This is a genomic window from Dysosmobacter sp. HCP28S3_G4 (assembly GCF_052065175.1).
GTDB lineage: Bacteria > Bacillota > Clostridia > Oscillospirales > Oscillospiraceae > Oscillibacter.
This window is the reverse complement of the sequence record NZ_JBQHUP010000015.1, coordinates 17,652-38,848: the sequence shown is the minus strand read 5'-3', so window position 1 is coordinate 38,848 and position 21,197 is coordinate 17,652. Positions and strand designations below refer to the sequence as shown.

Genomic DNA, 21,197 nt, shown 5'->3' with positions numbered 1-21,197 from the left:
CCCTGCTAACCGTGGGTTGACAAAAATCGCCCGCCGGTTGGTGGCGGGAAAACCGCCCGGATGCTATCCTCCGGTATGAGAAAGGACGTGAACGCCATGACCATCGGACAGCGCATCGCGCAGAAGCGGAAGGAACAGAATCTCTCTCAAGAGGCGCTAGGGGAACGGCTGGGGGTGTCCCGGCAGTCCATCTACAAGTGGGAGGCGGACCAGGCCCTGCCGGAGATCGACAAGCTGGTGGCGCTGTCGAAGCTGTTCGGCGTCACCGTGGGCTGGCTGCTGGGGGTGGAGGAGGAACCGGAACCCGCCCCGCAGGAGGCCCCGGACCGGGAGCTGACGGAGACGCAGCTGAACATGGTGGAGGAGATCGTGGACCGGTATCTGGCCGCCCTGCCCAAGCCCGCGCCGCCGAAGCACCGGGGTCTTCTGAAGGCCGGTGCGGTGCTGGCGGTGGCCGTCCTGTTCTGCACACTCGTCAATCTGTATAACCAGTTGGAGGCCATGCGGATCCAGAACGAGAGCATCCACAACAGCATCTCCCTGGTGGAGCGCAGCGTGAACAGCCAGATCGACTCCATCTCCGGCCGGGTGGAGGAGATCCTGAAATCCCAGAACAGCCTGACAGCGGAGTACGGCACGGAGATCATCAGCACGGACCTGAAAGAGGGGATCATCCAGTTTCAGGCCTATGCCGTGCCCAAAACCTATGTGGAGGGCATGACAGCGGAATTTACCACTTGCGCCGGCGGCGGCACCGCCTTTATTTCCGGCGACCTTGGACCTGACGGAAAATTCTCCGCCTCGCTGACCGTACGTCTGACCGACACCATCACCCTCTCCGTGGTGTTCACCTACCCCGACGGCACCCAGCAGACCCAGCTGCTGGACCAGTACGACGGCCTGTACAGCGGCAGCTTCCCGGATGACCTGAACATCATGGTGTATGAGGACCTGTTCCGTCCCGTAGATGATAACGGGAACGTCACGGTCCCGGAACTCTATTTCACCGTGGACAGCCGGAGCAGCTCCTTCTCCGCCGTCAACGCGGCGGTGGGGCGGTCGGAGATCACGGATATCCGGGCGGGTCTGTTCAAAAACCGGGCGCTGGTCGCCTGGGCGGAGCCCTGCGAACAGCCCCAGGGCTTTTCCGGCGACTACTCTGACAGCACCTTCTTCCGCTCTCCCGAGGCCACGGTGCAGATGTCCGGGGACGACCAGCTGTGCTTCGCCGTGGTGGCCACGGATGAGTACGGCCGGGAGCGGATCTACACGGACATCCCCTATATCCTGGGGACCGAGGGCGGCGAGACGGTCCTGACCTGGCCGGACAGCTGCACGCTGGCGTCGGACCCCGCCGGGTGGAGCTATTGACCTGTGCATACGAACAACAAACGGCGCCTCGGAGATTCCGGGGCGCCGCCGACCTGTATGCGTGTTATCGTGCGTTTTGAGCGCTCCGCCGTGCCCGGACCGCCGCGATGCCGAACAGCAGTCCCACGCAGCCGCTGGCAATGCAGAACACCAGCATGGCCCGGATGCCGCCCCAGTCAATGATGAGGCCGGAGATGAGGGTGCCCGTCAGGCTGCCCATGCTGTTGGTCAGCACAGTCTTCAGGGACTGCCCCTGGGCCCGGTCCTCCGGGGCCACATTCTCATTGGCGAAGTATACGTTGGCGGGGGTGAACAGGCCGTAGCCCAGCATCTGGATGGGCTGCACCGCCAGCAGCATTACCAGATTGCCGGACAGCAGCACCAGCAGGGGCTTGGCGATCATGAACACCAGCGACACCAGCAGGACCTTCTCGGTGCCGAACCGCCGGTAAAGCTTCTGGAACACAAAGGCCGCCGGCAGCTCCGACGCGGCCATCAGGAACAGGCCCAGACCCAGGTCGCCGCTGTCGCCGCCCAGGTCACCGATCATAGTCACCAGAAAGCTACCCACAGGCATGACGGCCACCATGCCGCAGAAGCAGCCCAGCAGCATCAGGGTGAAGGGCTTGTTGGTCCGCAGCAGATACAGTGCAGAATGGGGCGCTTGCCGGGCCGCCTTGGGCGTCAGCGCCTCCTTAGGGAAGGCGGGGAAATACAGGGTGAAGGCCAGCATCAGTACCAGCAGCACTCCATGGGACAGCAGGGCAGTCTGAACGCCGAACCGGGCGGTCTGCTGTCCCACCACCACGCACACCACGGCGTAGGCAAAGGCCCCCAGCCCCCGGCCGAGGCTGTAAGAGATGTTCATGCCCGCGTTGATATACTGCATGGCCATGGAGTCGATGAGAGGATAGGCATTGGTCTCCGTGGCGCCCAGCAGCAGGAAGATGAGTGCCGTTCCCCAGAAGCCGGGACGGGTGAAGTAGAACAGGAAGTTCAGCGCCAGCGCCGGCACTATGCACATGCCGAACAGCCACTTCAGGGGCATCTCCGGGTGGCGGTCCGCCCAGGAGCCCATCAGGGGCTGGGCGGCCATGCCGGCCAGATAGCCCAGAGCGATGAAAATGCCTGCCTGTCCGCTGGTAAAGCCACGGTCCAGCAGCACGGCGGTCTGGAAACCCGCGAAAGCCCCCAGCATCCCCCAGAAGCCGATCTGCATCAGGCAGCAGGCCAGATTGACCCGCCGCTCCGACGGCATTTTGACTGCGCTCAAGCCTGTCCGCTCCTTTCTGTCAGCAACCCCAGCAGGGGCTCGAAGTCCACGCCCTCCCGCATGGGCAGGTTCTGTTCCACCGTCCGCACCGCACAGGCCCGGATGAATTCCACCGCCTCCCGGGCGGCTTCCGTCAGGGGCTTTCCCTTCACCAGCCCGCCGGTGAGGACACTGGCGAACACATCGCCGGTGCCGTGAAGGGGATGGGCGATAAAGTCCGTCTGTACCGCCTCCGTTTCACCGGTGGCGGCGTCAAAGCACATGGCGCCGGTCTTCCCCGGCGCCAGGGACGCTCCGGTGAGGGCCACGGACCGCTTCCCCTCCATGCTCAGTTCCCGGACGATCTGCCGCAGGCCCGCCTCACCCCGGGGTAGGTCTCCATAGTCCATTCCCAGCAGAAAGGCCGCCTCCGTGAGATTGGGTGTGATCACATCCGCCAACTCCGCCAGCCGGGCCATTCCTGCGCACATGGCCGGGGTGTAGGTCTGATAGGCCGCGCCGTCATCCCCCATCACCGGATCGATCACCACAACGGTATCCGGTGTCCGGAAAGTGCGGATGAAGTCCTCCACGATATCGATCTGGGCCTCGCTGCCCAGAAAGCCGCTGTAGATGGCGTCGAACCGCAGATTCAGAGACTTCCAGTGGGCGGCCACTTTGGGCATCTCCTCCGTCATATCCAGGAAGGTGAAGCCGGTGAACCCGCCAGTATGGGTGGAGAGGAACGCAGTGGGCAGCGGGCAGCACTGGACGCCCATGGCGGACAGAATAGGGATCGCCACAGTGAGAGAGCAGCGGCCGAAGCCGGACATATCATGGATCGCGGCGGCGCGGGGTGTCATCATGAGAAAACTCCTTTATGCAAAGAATCAGCGGATTGATTATACGGCATTTTTCCCTATTGTTCAAGGCCGCCGGATGTGATATAATATAATAAATTGTGACGCGCTGCGTTCCGGTATTCTCCCCGGAAAAAATGGGTGAAACGTAAATAAGCGCCTGTGATGGAATTGGTAGACATGCGAGATTTAGGTTCTCGTGCAGCAATGCGTGTGGGTTCGAGTCCCTTCAGGCGCACCACGTCGGAGCAAGCTGCATATCGCTTGCTCTGACTTTTTTCAAAAGTCAGAGCGCACTCATTCCGCTGCTCCTCCTTTCCAAATCACAACCGCTTCACTGGGTTGTGATTTGGTTTTGGGTGCGGACTGGAAAGCTGGCGCCTCGAAAGTGTTCGTCCTTTCCAGCTCAGAAATTCCCTGTTTGGCACGAATCTCCGCCTTACGGCGAGGCTTCTTAGCCGGACAGGGAATTTCTTCGCTTCCGAACCGGATTCGCTCCGCTGGATTCCGGTTCGGGTTGGGGCGAGTTAAAGGTGCATACCTCGAAAGTGTTCGCGCACCATAAAATCAAGGTCAAAACCTCCGGATTTTCCCTAATCTCATTAAGATAAGCAACAGAACGACACGCCTCAAAAGGCGTGTCGCTCTTCGTATCTGTGTCATGCTCTTTCCCGCCGGACTTCCCGCATAAAGGCCTCCATTTTATCGGCGTCCTTCCGCCCGTCGGTCTCAATGCCGGAGCTGACGTCCACAGCATAGGGTGACAGGCGCTCCATCGCCTCCCGGACATTGCCGGGGTGCAGGCCCCCCGCCAGAAAATAGGGCCGGCGGATGTCCCGCAGCAGCGTCCAGTCGAAGGCCGTGCCGGTGCCGCCGGCGCCGGCGTCCAGAAGGATCATGTCCGCTTCACTCTTCTGGGCGGCGGCCACGTCCGCCGCGCTGTCCACCCGAAATGCCTGCAAAATGGGCCGGTCCGTCAGGCGGCGAAGGACCCTGACATAGGCCGCGTCTTCGCCGCCGTGGAGCTGGGCGATGTCGATGATCCCGTCCCGCAGCAGCCGCGCTGCCTGCTCCGGCTCCTCCCGGACGAAGACGCCCACCGCCTGAACAGAGGGATGGAGCAGCCCCTTCAGCGCCGCCGCAGTCTCCGGCGGCACATAGCGCTTGCTTTTCGGCGCGAACACAAAGCCGATGTACTCCGGCAGCAACCGGTTGGCCGTCTCGATGTCACAGGGCCGGGAGAGGCCGCAGAGCTTGATCTTCGTCATAGCAGCCCCCGCAATTCCGCCAGCTTGGCCGTCCTGTCCGGCGCCCGCATGAGAGCCTCCCCCACCAGAACCGCGTCGGCACCGCTGTCCCGCAGGCGTCTCACGTCCGCTCCGTCCCGGACGCCGCTCTCCGCCACGAACAGCACGCCCTCCGGAACCAGCGTCCGGAGACGGCGGCTGTTCTCCGTGTCCACGGTGAAGTCCTTCAGGTTCCGGTTGTTGACGCCCACCATCCGGGCCCCGGCGTCCAGCGCCGTGCGGATCTCCGTCTCGTCGTGGGCCTCCACCAGGGCGGCGAGTCCCAGATCGTCGCAGAGATCCAGATACTCCCCGAGCTGCCGCGGCGTCAGGATGGCGCAGATCAGCAGCACGGCGGAGGCTCCCAGCAGCTTCGCCCGCCAGATCATATACTCGTCCACGGTGAAGTCCTTCCGCAGACAGGGGATGGAGACCGCCGCCGCGATATCCCGCAGATACCCGTCGCTGCCCAGGAACCATTTCGGCTCTGTCAGCACGGAGACGCAGTCCGCTCCCGCGGCCTCGTAGGCTTTTGCGATCTCCAGATAGGGAAAGTCCGGCGCGATGAGCCCCTTGGAGGGCGACGCTTTCTTGCACTCGCAGATGAAGGACATCCCCGGCTTCCGGATGGCTTTCTCGAAGGCGAAATCCCCCTTGGGGAGGGCCTCCGCCTGCCGTCGGAGGTCTTCCAGAGACAGCGCCGCCTTCGCCGCCGCCACCCGTTCCCTGGCGTGATCCGCCAACTGGTCCAGGATGGTCATGCCGTCTCCTCCGGGCGGTTGCTGATGGCAATGAGCTTCTCCAGCGTCTCCAGGGCCTTGCCGGAGTCGATGATCTCCGCCGCCAGGGCCACGCCCGCCTTCAGCGTCTCCGCCTTTCCGTCGATGTACAGCGCGGCGCCGGCGTTCATGAGGACGGCGTTCCGCTTGGGACCGGTCTCGCCGCCGCTCAGAATGGCCCGGGTGATGGCTGCGTTCTCCGCCGGTGTGCCGCCCACCAGATCCGCCTTGGTGCAGCGCGCAAAACCGAAGTCCTCCGGCGCGATGGTGTAGGACTTGAACCAGCCGTCCCGGAACTCGCAGACCGTGGTGGGCGCGCTCATGGAGATCTCGTCCAGCTTGTCCTGGCCGTATACCACCATGCCCCGCCGGACCCCCAGGTTGATGAGGACCTGGGCCAGAGGCTCCACCAGATACTCGTCATAGACGCCCAGCAGCTGCATGGTGGGGCCGCCGGGGTTGGTCAGGGGCCCCAGGATGTTGAACACGGTCCGGAAGCCCAGCTCCTTGCGGATGGCGCCCACGTACTTCATGGAGGTGTGGTACTTCTGGGCGAAGAAGAAGCACATGCCCGCCTCCTCCAGCAGCTCTTTGCACCGGGCGGGGCTCTGGTTGATGTTGACGCCCAGGGCCTCCAGGCAGTCCGCCGTGCCGCACTGGGAGGAGGCGGCCCGGTTGCCGTGCTTGCCCACCTTCACGCCGCCCGCCGCGGCCACCAGGGCGGAGGTGGTGGAGATGTTGAAACTGTGGGCCCCGTCGCCGCCGGTGCCCACGATCTCAAAGATCTCCGTGCCGGTGTCCACCTTGACAGCGTGGTCCCGCATGGCGGCGGCGCAGCCGGCGATCTCGTCGGTGGTCTCCGCCCGGGCGCTCTTGGTGGACAGTGCCGCCAGGAACGCAGCGTTCTGGGTGGCGGAGGTCTCGCCGCTCATGATCTCGTTCATGACGGTATAGGCCTCGTCGTAGGTCAGGTCTTCCTTGTTGACGATCTTCACGATTGCTTCCTTGATCATGGTGTCATATCTCCTTATCCGATAAAGTTTCTTATCTGATCTCAATGAAGTTTTTCAGCATGGTCTTTCCGTCCGGCGTCATGATGGACTCCGGGTGGAACTGGACGCCGTAAATGGGATACTCCCGGTGCTGCACCGCCATGATCTCGCCCTCGTCGGTGACGGCGGTGACCTTCAGGCAGTCGGGGATGGTGTCGGGGTCCGCCGCCAGGGAGTGGTACCTGGCCACCGGGGCCGTCTCCGGACAGTCCCGGAACAGGGGGCAGTCCCGGTCGAACCGCACTGGGGACTGCTTGCCGTGCATCAGCCGTTTGGCGTAGGTGACGGTGGCCCCGAAGGCGGCGCAGATGGCCTGATGCCCCAGGCATACCCCCAGTGTGGGAATGTCCCGGCCCAGCTCCCGGGCCGCGTCCACGATGACGCCCGCGTCCTCCGGGCGGCCCGGTCCCGGCGAGAGGATGATGTGGGACGGCGCCAGCTCCCGGATCTCCGGAACGGTCAGTTCGTCGTTGCGGATGACCCGAATGTCCGGGTCCAGCTCCCCCACCAGCTGGTAGAGGTTGTAGGAAAAGCTGTCGTAGTTGTCGATGAGCAGGATCATAATTCCGCCTCCTCCGCCAGTTTCAAGGCGCTGACCACGGCCTTCGCCTTGTTGATGCACTCCTCGTATTCCTTTTCCGGCACCGAGTCCGCCACGATGCCCGCGCCGCTGCGGACGAACACCCGGCCGTTTTTCTTGTAGGCGATGCGGATGGCGATGCAGGTGTCCATGTTCCCGGTGAAGTCAATGTAGCCGATGGCCCCGCCGTAGATGCCCCGCTTGTTGTTCTCCAGCTCGCCGATGAGCTGGCAGGCCCGGATCTTCGGCGCGCCGGAGAGGGTCCCGGCGGGCAGCACCGCCTCCACGGCGTCCAGGGCGTCCAGCCCCTCCCGGATCTCACCCCGCACGGTGGAGCCGATATGCATCACGTGGGAATACCGCTCAATGGAGTGGAGGGTCTCCACGGCCACGGAGCCGAATTTGCTGACCTTGCCCAGATCGTTGCGGCCCAGGTCCACCAACATGTTGTGCTCCGCCAGCTCCTTTTCATCCGCCAGTAGCTCCGCCTCCAGCGCCCGGTCCTCCGCCACCGTCTTTCCCCGGGGACGGGTCCCCGCCAGGGGGAAGGTGTGCAGCACGCCGTTTTCCAGCTTCACCAGCGTCTCCGGCGACGCGCCGGCCACCTCCACGTCAGTGCCGGAGAAGTAGAACATATAGGGCGACGGATTGATGGTCCGCAGGACCCGGTAGGTGTTCAGCAGACTGCCCTCAAAGGGGGCGCTGAGCCGGTTGGACAGGACGATCTGAAAGATGTCGCCCTCCCGGATGTGTTCCTTGGCCCGCTCCACCATGCCGCAGTAGGTCTCCCGGTCAAAGAGGGGCGTTACCTCCCCCAGCAGCTTTCCGCCGGGCTCCTCCTTTTTCTCGCCGGTCCGCAGCAGGCGGTCCAGCTGCTGCAATTCCAGCACCGCACGGTTGTACTCCGTCTCCGGCTCGTCCAGAGACATATTGACGATGAGGATGATCTTCTGGCGGAAGTTGTCGAAGGCGATGACCTTGTCGAACAGCATCAGGTCCACGTCCTTGAACGATTCCGTGTCCCGGACCTCCCGCCGCACGGCGGGTTCGCTGTAGCCCAGATAGTCGTAGGAGAAATAGCCCACCAGACCGCCGGTAAAGGAGGGCAGGTAGTCGAACCGGGGACTTTTGTAATCCGCCAGGATCTGCCGCAGGACGGCGGATGGGTCGTCCGTTTTCAGCCGCAGATTCCCCGCCTTCAGCTCTCCGTCCACGCAGGTGACCTCCAGCTTGGGGTCAAAGCCCAGAAACGTGTATCGGCCCCATCGCTCCCGCTCCGCCACCGACTCCAGCAGATAGCAGTGGGTGGAGACATTTTTCAGGATGCGCAGCGCCTCAATGGGCGTACACCGGTCGGACAGGATCTCGCAGCTGACGGGCAGCACCTTGTACTGTCCCTCTGCGGCGATCCGTTTCACTTCGTCCAGAGCGGGCAGGATCTTCATACCATGACCTCCTTCAAACAAAAACGCCTTTGGCATCTCTGCCAAAGGCGTAAAAAACACAACGCCCCTGACAGAACATCACTTCTGTCAAGGACGAATAAAACCACTTTATCCGCGGTGCCACCTTGATTCACGGCCTTGCGGCCATGCCCTCAGCAGGGTACCAACATACCCCCGGCAACTGACGTATGCCCACACGTTGCAGAATACTCTGCGCGTCTCCGCGCATTTGACTGCACCCTCAGCGGTCCATTTGACGATCTGCTTCTTACCCGACTCTCAGCACCGTGGGCTCTCTGTGAAGGCACAATCGCCGTTACTTCCGCTTCAACGGTTTGTTTTGGTAAAGTATAGTGCATCCCTCGGAATTTGTCAATAGATTTCTTTTTGCTTTCCAGTGGACTGCGGAGATCTCCGCAGTCCCCCGGAACGCCCTTATTTTTTCTCCCACCGAAGCCGCAGCTGCTGCTCCGTGATGGCGTAGCCCTGCTCCTCATAGGGATAAGCGGGGATGTCCTCCGGCAGCGCCGTTCCCCGGCGGCGGTAGATGGTGGCGATGACCGCCCCCAGCATCAGGGGGTTCTTCACCAGCAGCGGCCCTGTCAGCTCCGAGGCGAACACGTTGTCGGCGTGATAGCCCTCCGGGCCTTTCTCCGTCTCATTGCCGAAGCCCATGTTCAGGGACGACAGCAGCGGCGTCTCCACACCGGAGATGACGGCGCACTTGTTCATGTAGCCCACCACAGCGGGGCCGTACAGCGGCGTGGTGCCGTACACGTCTCCCACAAAGCGCCGCTTTCCCTGCACGGAGGTGAACCCCGCCAAGCCGATGCCCTCGTACACCTTCCCGTCGCAGTCGGTGACGGACGCGCCCAGCAGCTCCATGGCGGTGCCGGCGAACAGCATGGCCGTGCCGTCCGCCGCCGCGGATTTGATATCCCCGCCGAACCGGCGGAAATCCTCCAGCGCCGCCTTCTGGCTGCGCTCCGTGCCCGCGCCCATATACAGGAAGTCCGCACCGGCGATGTCCGCCGTCTGGCCGCAGTCCACGGTCTCCACGGTGACGGTGTTGCCCAGGTCCTCCAGATGCCGCCGCAGCAGCGCCGCGTTGGCATAGCTGCCGTACAGGCTCATCAGATCCGGATAGAAATGAATGATCTTCAGTTCCATGTCACAGGGCCTCCTTTTTCACAGCGGGGAGATCCAGCAGCTTGTCCCGGTCGGAGAAGCAGGTGACCACGTACAAGTCCTCGTCCCCCCGGGACTCCAGCAGCGCCGCGGCCTCTCTGATGTCCGGGTACAGCTCCCATTTCCCCTCCGGGATGCCGGTGAAGCTGAACCGCACCGCCAGGTCGTTGGCGTACCGGCCGCACAGCAGGATCTTTTCCACGTGGCCGCAGTTCAGCAGGTCGAAGTTGATGTCCCACAGCCAGCTGGTCTCGCTGGTAAAGTATTTCCGGCTGACAGCGTCCACGATGACCATCACCGCGCAGGGATCGTGGGTCTCCTCCCGGATGTACCGGAGGTTGGTGTCGTAGGCCACGCTGTTCTCATGCTTGCTGGTGAGCAGGGTGCCGTGGTGCTGTCCCAGGGTGAACTTCTGCATCCGGCCGTTTTTCAGGATATAGTTGCTGATGACCTTCTGGATGATGCCGCTGTCCACGCCGCACTCCCGGCAGGCGGCGTAGGCCGCCAGGATGTTGTACACGTTGTAGATGCTGCGGAAGGCCAGGGCGATCTCCACGCCCCCGTCGATGGTCAGCACGCCCCGGTCCAGATCCACCGCCGTGGCAGTGTAGTCCGTGGCGGGCTTCTGATGGCCGCACTTCGTGCAGCGGTAGGCGCCGATCTGGTTGTAGTGGTAGTAGTCGTACTCCATGTGCCCTTTACAGATAGGGCAGTAAGCTCCGTCACGGTACATGCCGGAGGGCTCTTTGGTGGAGATGGAGCACTCGTCCATGCCGAACCACTTCACCTTCTTGGGGTCATGCCCCTCGGCGAAGCAGGAGGACAGGGGATCGTCGGCGTTGAGGATCAGTTCCGTCTCCGGAGCCATGGCGGGCCGCAGGGCGTCGAACACCCACTCGGGATGGCCGTTCCGGGTCAGCTGGTCCCGGTACAGGTTGGACACGACGAACTCTGTGGGGTGGAAGAACCGGAAGCTCCGGGCGGCGTACCGCTCGTCGGACTCGATGAGCAGCACGTCGGCCTTCATCCGTCCGCCCATGGTGGCGTGGGTCAGCACCATGGTGGTGACGCCCTCGATCTGGTTGGAGCCCTCCTCGTTGTACACCACCGTCTTGCCGGAGGCCCGGAGGATGGCGGCGATCATCTCCACCGTGGAGGTCTTGCCGTTGGAGCCGGTGACGGCGATGATGTGGGGCGGCAGCTCCACCCGGCTCAGGATATCCGGGCAGATCTTCAGGGCGTATTTGCCGGGCAGGGAGCTGCCCTTGCCCACCAGCTTGCCCACAAACCGGCCCGCCTTGCACACCAGAATGGCCAGGAATTTTCTCATATGGGATCGCACTCCTCTTTCGGAAAACTTCTTACTTATTTCTCCAGTTCGATCATCAGCGCGGCGATGTCCGCCGGGGACACGCCGGAGATGCGGGACGCCTGTCCCAGATTGACGGGCCGCACGGCGGCCAGCTTCTCCCGGGCCTCCAGACGCAGCCCCTGGATGTGGGTGTAGTCCAGCTCCGGCGGCAGGAGCTTCCGCTCCATCCGGGCGAAATCCGCCACCTGCTTCTGCTGGCGCTGGATGTAGCCCTCGTACTTCACGGAGATCTCCACCTGCTCGGCGATGTCGCCGGACAGCTCCGGCCACGCCGGATCAAAGGGCTTCAGATCCCCGTAGTGGATCTCCGGACGCCGCAGCAATGCGATGAGGGGACAGCCGTCGGTGACATCCGCCGTGCCCCGCTCCGCCAGGAAGGCGGACAGCTCGGGGGACGGCGACACGCCGGTGTGGGTCAGGCGCTTGATCTCCCGGTTCACGGCGTCGTACTTGGCGTTCACCGCGTCCAGCCGCTCCTGACTCACCAGGCCGATGTCGTGGCCGATCTTCGTCAGCCGTTGGTCGGCGTTGTCCTGCCGCAGCACCAGCCGGTACTCGCTGCGGGAGGTCATGATGCGGTAGGGCTCGTTGGTGCCCTTCGTCACCAGATCATCAATGAGGGTGCCGATGTAGCTCTCCGCCCGGGATAGGATCAGCGGCGGACGGCCCAGCAGCTTCAGCGCCGCGTTGACGCCGGCGGCGAAGCCCTGCACCGCCGCCTCCTCGTAGCCGGAGGAGCCGTTGAACTGTCCCGCGCCGTACAGGCCGGACACAGCCTTGGTCTCCAGGGTGGGCTTCAGGGCCAGGGGATCGATGCAGTCGTACTCGATGGCGTAGGCGGGCCGGGTCATCTCCGCGTGGGTCAATCCCGGTACGCTGCGGAGCATCCGCAGCTGCACCTCCTCCGGCATGGAGGAGGAGAAGCCCTGAATGTACATCTCCTCCGTGTTCAGTCCCATGGGCTCCACGAACAGCTGATGCCGCAGCTTGTCCGGGAACCGGACGATCTTCGTCTCAAAGGAGGGGCAGTACCGGGGACCGATGCCCTCGATGACGCCGGAGTAGATGGGCGACCGGTCCAGATTCTCCTGGACGATGCGCTTCGTCTCCTCCGTGGTCCAGGTGAGCCAGCACACGGCCTTGTTCTCCGGCGGCGTCTCCGTGGAATAGGAGAAGGGCACCGGCAGCGCGTCGCCGTACTGGATCTCCATCCGGTCAAAGTCGATGGACCGGGCGTTGACCCGGGGCGGCGTGCCGGTCTTGAACCGCCGCAGGGGCAGGCCCAGCTTCAAAAGGGAGTCCGTCAGCCGCCGGGCGGGGTGCATCCCGTCGGGGCCGGAGTCCTCCACGCACTCGCCGATGATGGTCCGGCCCGCCAAATACGTGCCGGTGGCGAGGACCGCCGCCCGGACGTCGAACACCGCGCCGGTGGCCAGCACCACGGCGGACACGGCGCCGTTCTCCGTCCGGACCTCCACCACCTCGCCCTGGCGGACCGTCAGGTTCTCCTGCTTCTCCAGGGTGTGCTTCATTCGCTCCTGATAGCGGCGGCGGTCCGCCTGGGCCCGAAGGGACCAGACGGCGGGGCCTTTCCCCTTGTTCAGCAGGCGGTACTGGATGCAGCACTCGTCGGCGGCCTTCGCCATCTCGCCGCCCAGGGCGTCCAGCTCCCGGACCAGATGGCCCTTGCCGGTGCCGCCGATGGCGGGATTGCAGGGCATGTTCCCCACCGCGTCCAGATTGATGGTGAACACGATGGTCCGCAGCCCCAGCCGTGCGGTGGCCAGCGCCGCCTCAATGCCGGCGTGTCCCGCGCCGATGACAGCGATATCAAATTGTCCAGCGTGGAATTCGGTCATAGGCAAAACTCTTTTCTCTCAACGGGTCACGTCTCTGTTGGTCTTTTATCCCTTTCGCAGCGTCACCACCGCCACCTCCGGCCGGTTGAACAGCCGGAACGTGGGGCCGGAATTCCCCAGCCCCCGGGTGACGAACAGGGCGGAGCCGTTGTTCTCATACAGCCCCGCCGTGCAGGTGGGAAACAGCGTTCGGTCCGTGGATATCAGGCCGTCGGTAAAGGGCAGGCGGATGATGCCGCCGTGGCCGTGGCCGGACACCACCAGATCCGCGCCCAGCAGGCTGTACTGCTCCATAAAGCGGTCGTTCCGATGGGCCAGCAGCAACCAGAAGGGACTGCCGTATTCCGCATAGATCTCCGCCGCCAGCGCCTCCGGCGTCTTCTGGTCGGCGTAGCCGTTGGGATCGTCGATGCCCGCCAGAATGATGGTGTCTCCGTTCCGCTCCAGCGCCGTGTACTGGTTGCTGAGCACCTGGACACCCCGGGCTCTCAGCCGTTCCTTCAGCTCCGGCACGCCGCCGATGGCCCACTCATGGTTGCCGGTGACGTAATAAGTGGGCGCGATGGCGGTCAGTCCCTCCGCCACCGTCTCCGCATAGCCGGGGACCGGTCCCCGGTAGCGGTCCTCCAGGTCCCCCAGGTAGAAGATATACTCCGGCGACTCCGCCGCCACCGTCTCAAACAGCGTCGCATTGTTCTCCCCGAAGACAGCGCCGTGGAGATCGCTGAGTACCGCCACGCGGCAGCCGTCAAAGCCGTCGGGCAGGCGTGCGAACACCGGCTGGAACCGGGTGACCTGAAGCGCTGTGTTGTCCCACCGGACGAACCCGGCGCCCAGGACCAGTATGGCCAGCAGGATCAGAAATGTCCGGAACGGACGCCGTCTGCGGGGATGTCTCGGCTTCAACAGTGACGGCCTCCTTTCACCGCCGGCGGCGGCAGACTCGGGACACGGCTTCTGTCCCGGCAAAACGTGCGAAAAGCCATGAATATGGATCAGGATAGTATTATAGCATCCTCATGGCCGCTTGGCGAGAGAAAAAATGAACAAATACAGGAAAATCCGGCAGTTCTTTCCGCAGTTCCGCCCCAGCGCGGATACGGCCCGGCTCCAGGAACAGTTCCTGGCTGCCCAGAAATCGTGCACAAATAATTTACATACTATTTATAAAAAATATACAAGTAAGTCCTTGCTGTTCCGACGGCGGCGTTCTATAATGATATCCGTGAACAAGAAAAGAAAGGAGCGTGATACAACTATGACGTTTGACAAGTCCATCGCCTGCGATCTGGACGACCTGATCTTCGGCAGCGCCACGTTGGTCCCCAGTGAGCGGTAAGCACCGCCAAAACCGGAAGCCACGCTGATCGCAGCGTGGATTTTTTATTACCCCGGACTCTGTTCCCCCATCTTTGAGGGACAGCCGGGGCAGGCGGCGGGCGCCAAAAAGCACACGGACTGCTTCTTCGGAAAGCAGTCTTTTTTGATGCCCCGGCCCGCATGTCCGAGACGCGCCGGGAACCCTTGCGAGGCCCGTTTCGCGGCCGTAAAAAACTGCTTTGAATTTGAAAAAATGTGTGGATTTTCCAGTGGGATTATGATACCTTAAAATATAGAAAGATACTGTGAAAACAGTGTGTGGGACAAAGGGGAGAGGAGAATGAGAGCGAGGAAGAACGCCCTGCCGGCGGCGCTGCTGGCGCTGCTGCTTCTGACGGGCTGCGGTAATGGGAGTGCCGCAGCTCCGGTCGCGGCGTCCTCTGCGGCGCAGTCTGCACAGACGGCGGCCCCTGCGCCGGAAGCGTCCGGTGTGGTGACCTTTCAGGCTGTGGATGTGAAAAACGAGGTCCTTCCTCCCACGCAGGAGGAAGTTTTGTCGGCTTACGACCGGGCCTGTACGGCCTTCGGCTGGTTCCAGCTCAACACGCTGCCCTGCGGCAGTTCCTCCGCCATGGTGGGGACGGCCGTATACCAGCGGGTGGACTATCCCGGCATCGCCACCCTGGAGCAGCTGCGGACTTATCTGCGGAATCTGTTTTCCCAGGCGGTCATCGACCGCCTGATGCCGCCGGACGCGGTGCTGCCCCAATACCGGGATATCGACGGGGCGCTGTACGTTCTGCCCTCCAGCCGCCAGCCGGACCCCGCCAAGGGGGACGCGGAGGTGGAAGTGGAACAAACCGCTCCGGACACCTGGACCGTCAATGTGGCGGTGGAGCTTCTGGCGGATGGTCAGGAGACCGTATCCGGAGAGGAGTATTACTCCTTCCCCTATCAATGCGTGGACGGCCGATGGGTCTTCACTAATTTCAAACTGGTCAACGCACCGTGAGACGGGGCGTTTCCATGCACAGCGACAGGAAGGCGGAGATCCGCCTTCCTGTTTTTTTCAAAAACGGAGACAGAATAAAACCTTACCGATTTCTTCCTTTTCTGTGTATAAAAGTAAAATTTTCGCAGTACACGTAAGCATAAATTTCCGTATGTTAAATTTAGCTAAATTTTTCTTGTAAATTTACCGTAATGTGCTAAAATAGGTACAGCAATCCGAATCACCCGAGGGAGGAATTCATATGGAAAATTTGTTCTGGCTGGGCTTTGCAGGCGCTGCGGTGGCCCTGGTCTTCGCTTGGATCCAGCGCGGTAAGGTCCTGCGCTGCTCCGAGGGAACGGAGAAAATGCAGAAAATCGCCGCTTCCATCCGTGCGGGAGCCAACGCCTACCTGAAGCAACAGTACACCACGGTATTCAAAGTGTTCCTGGTCGTATTCGTCATTTTGCTGGCCATGGCTTTTCTGGGCGAGCACATGCTCTCCCGATTCACTCCCTTCGCGTTCCTCACCGGCGGCATCTGGTCCATGCTGGCCGGTCTCATCGGCATGAAGATCGCCACCAGCGCCAACGCCCGTACCGCCCAGGCCGCCTCTGAGAGCCTGAACCGGGGCCTGCGGGTGGCCTTCTCCTCCGGCTCCGTCATGGGCTTCACCGTGGTGGGTCTGGGTATGCTGGACATCTCCATCTGGTATCACCTGCTGTACTACGTCTTCGGCATCACCGACGCGGCAGAACTGGCCAATATCATGGTGATGAACGGCATGGGCGCCTCCTTCATGGCTCTGTTCGCCCGTGTGGGCGGCGGCATCTACACGAAGGCCGCCGACGTGGGCGCTGACCTGGTGGGCAAGGTGGAGGCCGGCATCCCGGAGGACGACCCCCGGAACCCCGCCACCATCGCCGATAACGTGGGCGACAACGTGGGCGACGTGGCCGGCATGGGCGCCGACCTGTACGAATCCTACGTGGGCTCCATCCTGGCCTCTTTCGCCCTCAGCGCCGCCGCGGGTTACGGCTTTGCCGGCATGCTGCTGCCCATGCTGCTGGCAGTGGCGGGCATCGTCTGCTCCATCATCGGCTCCTTCTTCGTGAAGACCAAGGAGGACGCCACCCAGAAGTCCCTGCTGACGTCTCTCCGGACCGGCACCTATCTGGCCGCCGTACTGTCCGCCATCTGCGCCGCTCCCCTGACCTACGCCACCGTGGGCAACTGGGGCGTGTACGTGGCCATCCTCTGCGGACTGGTGGGCGGCTGCGCCATCGGCTACTTCACGGAGTACTATACCTCTGACACCTACAAACCCACCCAGAAGCTGGCCGACGCCTCGGAGACCGGCTCCGCCACCATCATCATCGGCGGTCTGTCTCTGGGCATGAAGTCCACGGTGGCCTCCATCCTCATCGTGGCCGCAGCTGTCGTCATCAGCTTCTACGCCGCCGGCGGCAGTTCCGACTTCTGGATGGGCCTCTACGGTATCGGCATCACCGCCGTGGGCATGCTGTCCACCCTGGGCATCACCCTGGCCACGGACGCCTACGGTCCCGTGGCGGACAACGCCGGCGGCATCGCTGAGATGTCCGGCCTGCCGGAGCAGGTCCGGGAGCGCACCGACGCTCTGGACTCCCTGGGCAACACCACCGCCGCCACCGGCAAGGGCTTTGCCATCGGCTCCGCCTCCCTGACGGCGCTGGCCCTGCTGGTCTCTTACGTGAATATCGTGGAAGGCCGGGGCATCGACATGGACCTGTCCCTCACCAATCCCACGGTGCTGGTGGGCCTGTTCATTGGCGCCATGCTGACCTTCGTGTTCTCCGCCTTTACCATGAGCGCCGTCCAGACCGCCGCCCAGTCCATCGTGGTGGAGGTCCGCCGTCAGTTCCGGGAGATCGCCGGCATCATGGAGTACCACGCCGATCCCGATTACGCCTCCTGCGTCAGCCTCTGCACCAAGGGCGCCCTGCGTGAGATGGTGGCCCCGGCCCTGCTGGCCATCATCGTCCCCATCGTCACCGGCCTGATTTTGGGCACCGAGGGCGTGGTAGGCCTGCTGGGCGGCGTCTCCGTCACCGGCTTCGCCATGGCCGTGTTCATGTCCAACGCCGGCGGCGCCTGGGACAACGCCAAGAAGTATATCGAGGCGGGTCATCACGGCGGCAAGGGCTCTGCCTGCCACAAGGCGGCCGTTGTGGGCGACACCGTGGGCGATCCCTTCAAGGACACCGCCGGTCCGTCCCTGAACATTCTCATCAAGCTGTGCTCCACCGTCTCCATCGTGTTCTCCGGTCTCATCATCTCCTTCAATCTGATGAGCCTGCTGTGAGCCGGTTCTGTTTCATGCAAATTTATGCAAAAAGGAAGGGCCCCTCTCGGGTCCCTTCCTTTTTGCTTCCAGATCGTCTCCGGAGAATGTACGGAGCTTTGCTCAGTCCTTGCACAGGCCGGCGGTGATGATGGCCATGGAGTAGACCTCGAGAGCGTTGCAGCCGCGGCTCAGGTCGTTGATGGGAGCGTTCAGGCCCTGCAGGATGGGGCCGTAGGCGTCGAAGCTGCCCATGCGCTGGCAGATCTTGTAGCCGATGTTGCCGGCGTTGATGTCCGGGAAGATGAAGGTGTTGGCGTGACCGGCCACAGCGGAACCGGGGCACTTGGTCTTCGCCACACGGGGAGACACGGCGGCGTCAAACTGCAGCTCGCCCTCCATGGCCAGGTCGGGATAGGCGGCGTGGGCCTTCTCGAAGGCGTGGCGCATCTTGTCCACATCCTCGCCCTTGCCGGAGCCCAGGGTGGAGTAGCTCAGGAAAGCCACCTTGGGATCGATGCCGAACAGCTTGGCAGTGTTGGCGGTCTCGGCGGCGATCTCCACCAACTCGTCCTCGGTGGGCTTGATGTTGATGGCGCAGTCGCCCATGGCCAGGACCTCGTTGTCACCGGTGGCGGAGGGGCGCACCAGAATGAAGCAGGAGGAGACAATCTTGCTGCCGGGCTTGGTCTTGATGATCTGCAGGGCGGGACGGACGGTGTCGGCGGTGGAGTAGGTGGCGCCGCCCAGCAGGGCGTCGGCGTAGCCCATCTTCACCAGCATGGTGCCGAAGTAGTTGGCCTGGCTCAGGGCCTTGCGGCACTGCTCCTCGGTCATCTTGCCCTTGCGGATCTCCACCATCTGGGCAACCATCTTGTCCATGTCGGCGAAGTTCTCGGGGTCAATGATCTCCGCGCCGCGAATATTGAAGCCCTCTTTCTCAGCGGCAGCCTTGATCTCCTCTTCGCCGCCCACCAGAACGGGGGTCAGGAAGGTTCCGGACAGCAGACGGGCGGACGCTTCCAGAATGCGGGGGTCGGTGCCCTCGGTGAATACGATCTTCCGGGGATGTGCCTTCAGTTTCTGGATCAAAAAGTTAAACATATTTCATTCCTCCAAGCTCAGTTTGGATAAAGATTCCGAAGTTATTATACACGCGCCGTTTCCCGCGTTCAATAAAAAACGAAAAAATACGCAACAAAATTTTCTCATTTCGTCCGCTTTTTCTCGGGCATTTTCAGCAGAACGACGGCCAAACCGTCTCTCCGCCCCGTACGGAGGCGGCAGAGCGGCGGCCGGATCCACTTTGCCTGAAAAAACCGGCGCTTTTCAGGCAAAGCCAGTCTTTTCCCGGTTTTCAGAGGCAAAAGGGGCTTGACGGCTCCTTTAAAAAAGGGTATCATACAGAACGGTAACAAATTGTTACAATTTCGTGACAGACTCTCAATACAGCCTGTCCCGGAACGCAGATCTGAACACACTTAAAGGAGCGTCTATGAACGACACGCTGAAAAAAGTGGATCAGGAGGGAAAACGCTCTCCCCGCCGGAGCGACAGGTCCCAGTGGACTCTGAGCCAGCGGATGGAGCGGATAGAGACGGAGCGCCGTCTTGAAAAACGCCGGAGAGAGCGTCAGGCCGCAGAACAGCAGGCACTTGACGCCGCAAATACAGCCGCGAAGCGGACGGCGGTTCGGGAGACCGCCGCCGGAGACCGTCAGGAGCGGAATGCTCCCCGTCCCCGGACCGCGGCGCGGGCGGAGGAGACCGCACGGCGGGAGTCTGTTCGCCGGAGCCGGGATACACGGGAGGCAAAGACAGCGGCAAAGGCCGTCTATCAGCCCCATCCGGAGACCGAGCCCCGTCCGAAAGCCGTTCGCACGGAACGCTCGGAGACAGATGCGGAGCCAGTTTCCCTGTGGCAGCAGGCGACGGATTGGGTCCGCCATGTCCGCCGCCGCTGGCATCACATCCGCCGGGAGCAGCGGGCCAAGCGCTTCCCGGAGTCCAACCGCCTGCTGATCCAGCTGCTCCTGATGCTGGGCGGCCTGCTGCCCATGATCGGCAGCCGCCTGCGGGAGACATTGGTGGGCCGCCACCGCAGGGCAGTCCGCCGCACCAACGGCTTCCACGCCAAATTCGAGGGAAAACGGCGCATCCGGGCCCTTCCCTTTTTGTGCGCCGTGGCGGGCATTGCCGTTCTGGCCCTGTTTTCTTCCTTCTATACCTTCGGCACCACCGTTACCTATGACGGTCAGGAGGTGGCGAAGGTCTCCTCCAAGATGTCGGCCCAGGATGCCGTCCGGGATCTGGAGAAGGTCACTTCCCAGGCTCTGGGCGGGAACTACACCATCGGGACCAATCTGCTCCGCTATGACAGCGGCCTGATGCTCCGGAAGGAAGTGGTGGACGGCGACACCTTTGAGGAGGAACTGTCCAGCAAGATCGGTCTGGTGACCTATGGCTATTCTCTGTATGTGGACGGCGAGATGATCGGCGCCACGCCCTACGAGGGCGCGCTGGAGGAGCTGCTCCACCAGCTGCAGACCCGCGTCAGCAATGAGAACACCATCTCCTGCGGCTTCCAGGAGGATGTAACGGTGAAACCCGGCTATGTCCCCACGGAGAAGATCATGAACCTGGGCTATCTGGCAGAGACACTGTACAGTACCAAGACAGAGGAGGTCACTTACACTGTCAAGAGCGGTGATACCTGGTCTGAGATCGCCAACTCCCACGGCATGACCTCCAAGGAACTGCTGGAGAAGAACCCCGGCTACAACATCAACCGCATCTCCATCGGCGAGGTGCTGACCATGTCCGCCGCCGTCCCCTATCTGACGCTGACGGTGACCCAGCGGGAGAGCTATCTGACGGATATTCCCTACGACGTGGAGTACACCGACGATTCCAGCATCTACAAGGGCGATTACAAAGTCCTGTCCGCCGGTCAGTACGGCAAGGCGGACGTGACGGCCAACGTCACCTACGTCAACGGCGAGGAGACGGAGCGCACGGTGCTGTCTTACGTCACCCTTCGGGAGCCCGTCACGGAACAGCAGGCCCGGGGCACCAAGGAGCGTCCCACCTGGCTGCCCACCGGCAGCTTCCGCTGGCCCTGCTCCGGCAGCATCACCTCCAGGTTCGGCTACCGAAGCTCCATCTTCGGCTCCAGCTATCACGGCGGCCTCGACATCGCCAACCGCTACGGCACACCCATCTACGCCGCCGACGGCGGCACGGTGATCTACGCCGGCTGGATGAGCAGCTACGGCTATCTGGTGCAGATCGACCACGGCAACGGCTACGTGACCTATTACGGCCACAACAGCAGGCTGCTGGTGTCCGTGGGCCAGAAAGTCTACAAGGGCCAGCAGATCGCCAAAATGGGCTCCACCGGCAACTCCACCGGCAACCACTGCCACTTTGAGGTCCGGTACAACGGCGTGCGGAAAAACCCGCTGAACTACCTGTGACCCTCCAGACAGCACAAAACCGCCCGGACAAATGTCCGGGCGGT

The 21,197-nt window shown here is 62.7% G+C and carries 17 protein-coding genes and 1 tRNA gene; 6 read left to right on the top strand and 12 right to left on the bottom strand.

Going from position 1 to position 21,197, the window contains the following annotated elements; genetic code table 11:
• The first annotated feature begins 75 nt into the window (after positions 1-75).
• Positions 76-1,371: a helix-turn-helix domain-containing protein gene (locus tag ACTNBU_RS05445; protein WP_441031585.1), complete on the top strand. Its 1,296-nt coding sequence runs from the start codon at positions 76-78 to the stop codon at positions 1,369-1,371.
• Between the two features lie 64 nt (positions 1,372-1,435).
• Here ACTNBU_RS05445 and ACTNBU_RS05440 read toward each other — a convergent pair whose 3' ends face one another.
• Entirely contained in the window at positions 1,436-2,644 is a 1,209-nt protein-coding gene (locus tag ACTNBU_RS05440) for an MFS transporter (RefSeq protein WP_441031584.1), read from the bottom strand.
• On the bottom strand, positions 2,641-3,489 hold the full coding sequence (locus ACTNBU_RS05435; protein WP_441031582.1) for a pyridoxamine kinase: 849 nt from the start codon (positions 3,487-3,489) through the stop codon (positions 2,641-2,643). Before ACTNBU_RS05435 ends, ACTNBU_RS05440 begins: the two co-directional genes overlap by 4 nt.
• A 150-nt stretch (positions 3,490-3,639) precedes the next feature.
• On the opposite strand from ACTNBU_RS05435, the gene ACTNBU_RS05430 reads away from it, so the two are divergent.
• Positions 3,640-3,724 (top strand) — tRNA-Leu (locus ACTNBU_RS05430).
• 418 nt (positions 3,725-4,142) lie between these two features.
• Here the strand turns inward: ACTNBU_RS05430 and ACTNBU_RS05425 are convergent.
• The 9 genes from ACTNBU_RS05425 to ACTNBU_RS05385 all read right to left on the bottom strand — a co-directional run bounded on the left by ACTNBU_RS05425 (position 4,143) and on the right by ACTNBU_RS05385 (position 13,950).
• The gene (locus tag ACTNBU_RS05425) at positions 4,143-4,751 is read right to left on the bottom strand and encodes a phosphoribosylanthranilate isomerase (protein ID WP_441031580.1); all 609 of its coding nucleotides are present in this window, start codon (positions 4,749-4,751) and stop codon (positions 4,143-4,145) included.
• Positions 4,748-5,530: an indole-3-glycerol phosphate synthase TrpC gene (trpC, locus tag ACTNBU_RS05420; protein WP_441031578.1), complete on the bottom strand. Its 783-nt coding sequence runs from the start codon at positions 5,528-5,530 to the stop codon at positions 4,748-4,750. The genes ACTNBU_RS05425 and trpC overlap by 4 nt, the downstream gene beginning before the upstream one ends.
• A complete protein-coding gene (gene trpD, locus ACTNBU_RS05415; RefSeq protein ID WP_441031576.1) occupies positions 5,527-6,561 on the bottom strand; it encodes an anthranilate phosphoribosyltransferase in 1,035 nt (344 codons plus the stop codon). Before trpD ends, trpC begins: the two co-directional genes overlap by 4 nt.
• A 31-nt stretch (positions 6,562-6,592) precedes the next feature.
• Positions 6,593-7,162 carry an anthranilate synthase component II gene (locus ACTNBU_RS05410; protein ID WP_441031574.1) on the bottom strand — a complete coding sequence of 190 codons (570 nt, stop codon included), beginning with the start codon at positions 7,160-7,162 and terminating at the stop codon, positions 6,593-6,595.
• Positions 7,159-8,625, bottom strand: a complete 1,467-nt coding sequence (trpE, locus tag ACTNBU_RS05405; protein ID WP_441031572.1) for an anthranilate synthase component I — start codon at positions 8,623-8,625, stop codon at positions 7,159-7,161. Before trpE ends, ACTNBU_RS05410 begins: the two co-directional genes overlap by 4 nt.
• Positions 8,626-9,060: 435 nt before the next feature.
• On the bottom strand, positions 9,061-9,795 hold the full coding sequence (locus ACTNBU_RS05400; protein WP_441031570.1) for a type 1 glutamine amidotransferase: 735 nt from the start codon (positions 9,793-9,795) through the stop codon (positions 9,061-9,063).
• Position 9,796: 1 nt separating this feature from the next.
• Positions 9,797-11,143 carry a MurT ligase domain-containing protein gene (locus tag ACTNBU_RS05395; protein ID WP_441031569.1) on the bottom strand — a complete coding sequence of 449 codons (1,347 nt, stop codon included), beginning with the start codon at positions 11,141-11,143 and terminating at the stop codon, positions 9,797-9,799.
• A 35-nt stretch (positions 11,144-11,178) separates the two neighbouring features.
• The gene (gene mnmG / locus ACTNBU_RS05390) at positions 11,179-13,044 is read right to left on the bottom strand and encodes a tRNA uridine-5-carboxymethylaminomethyl(34) synthesis enzyme MnmG (protein WP_441031567.1); all 1,866 of its coding nucleotides are present in this window, start codon (positions 13,042-13,044) and stop codon (positions 11,179-11,181) included.
• 45 nt (positions 13,045-13,089) lie between these two features.
• Positions 13,090-13,950, bottom strand: coding sequence for a metallophosphoesterase (locus ACTNBU_RS05385; RefSeq protein WP_441031561.1), 861 nt, complete (start codon positions 13,948-13,950; stop codon positions 13,090-13,092).
• A 754-nt stretch (positions 13,951-14,704) separates the two neighbouring features.
• Here ACTNBU_RS05385 and ACTNBU_RS05380 point away from each other — a divergent pair.
• Positions 14,705-15,376: a hypothetical protein gene (locus ACTNBU_RS05380; protein ID WP_441031559.1), complete on the top strand. Its 672-nt coding sequence runs from the start codon at positions 14,705-14,707 to the stop codon at positions 15,374-15,376.
• A gap of 241 nt (positions 15,377-15,617) precedes the next feature.
• The gene (locus ACTNBU_RS05375) at positions 15,618-17,699 is read left to right on the top strand and encodes a sodium-translocating pyrophosphatase (RefSeq protein ID WP_441031558.1); all 2,082 of its coding nucleotides are present in this window, start codon (positions 15,618-15,620) and stop codon (positions 17,697-17,699) included.
• Positions 17,700-17,801: 102 nt separating this feature from the next.
• On the opposite strand, the gene pta is transcribed toward ACTNBU_RS05375, so the two are convergent.
• Entirely contained in the window at positions 17,802-18,782 is a 981-nt protein-coding gene (gene pta, locus ACTNBU_RS05370) for a phosphate acetyltransferase (protein ID WP_441031557.1), read from the bottom strand.
• A 22-nt stretch (positions 18,783-18,804) separates the two neighbouring features.
• Here pta and ACTNBU_RS05365 point away from each other — a divergent pair, with 22 nt between their 5' ends.
• Both ACTNBU_RS05365 and ACTNBU_RS05360 read left to right on the top strand, forming a co-directional pair.
• Positions 18,805-19,056: a hypothetical protein gene (locus ACTNBU_RS05365; RefSeq protein WP_441031556.1), complete on the top strand. Its 252-nt coding sequence runs from the start codon at positions 18,805-18,807 to the stop codon at positions 19,054-19,056.
• 117 nt (positions 19,057-19,173) lie between these two features.
• Positions 19,174-21,153, top strand: coding sequence for a peptidoglycan DD-metalloendopeptidase family protein (locus ACTNBU_RS05360; protein ID WP_441031555.1), 1,980 nt, complete (start codon positions 19,174-19,176; stop codon positions 21,151-21,153).
• The last annotated feature ends 44 nt before the right edge of the window (positions 21,154-21,197 follow it).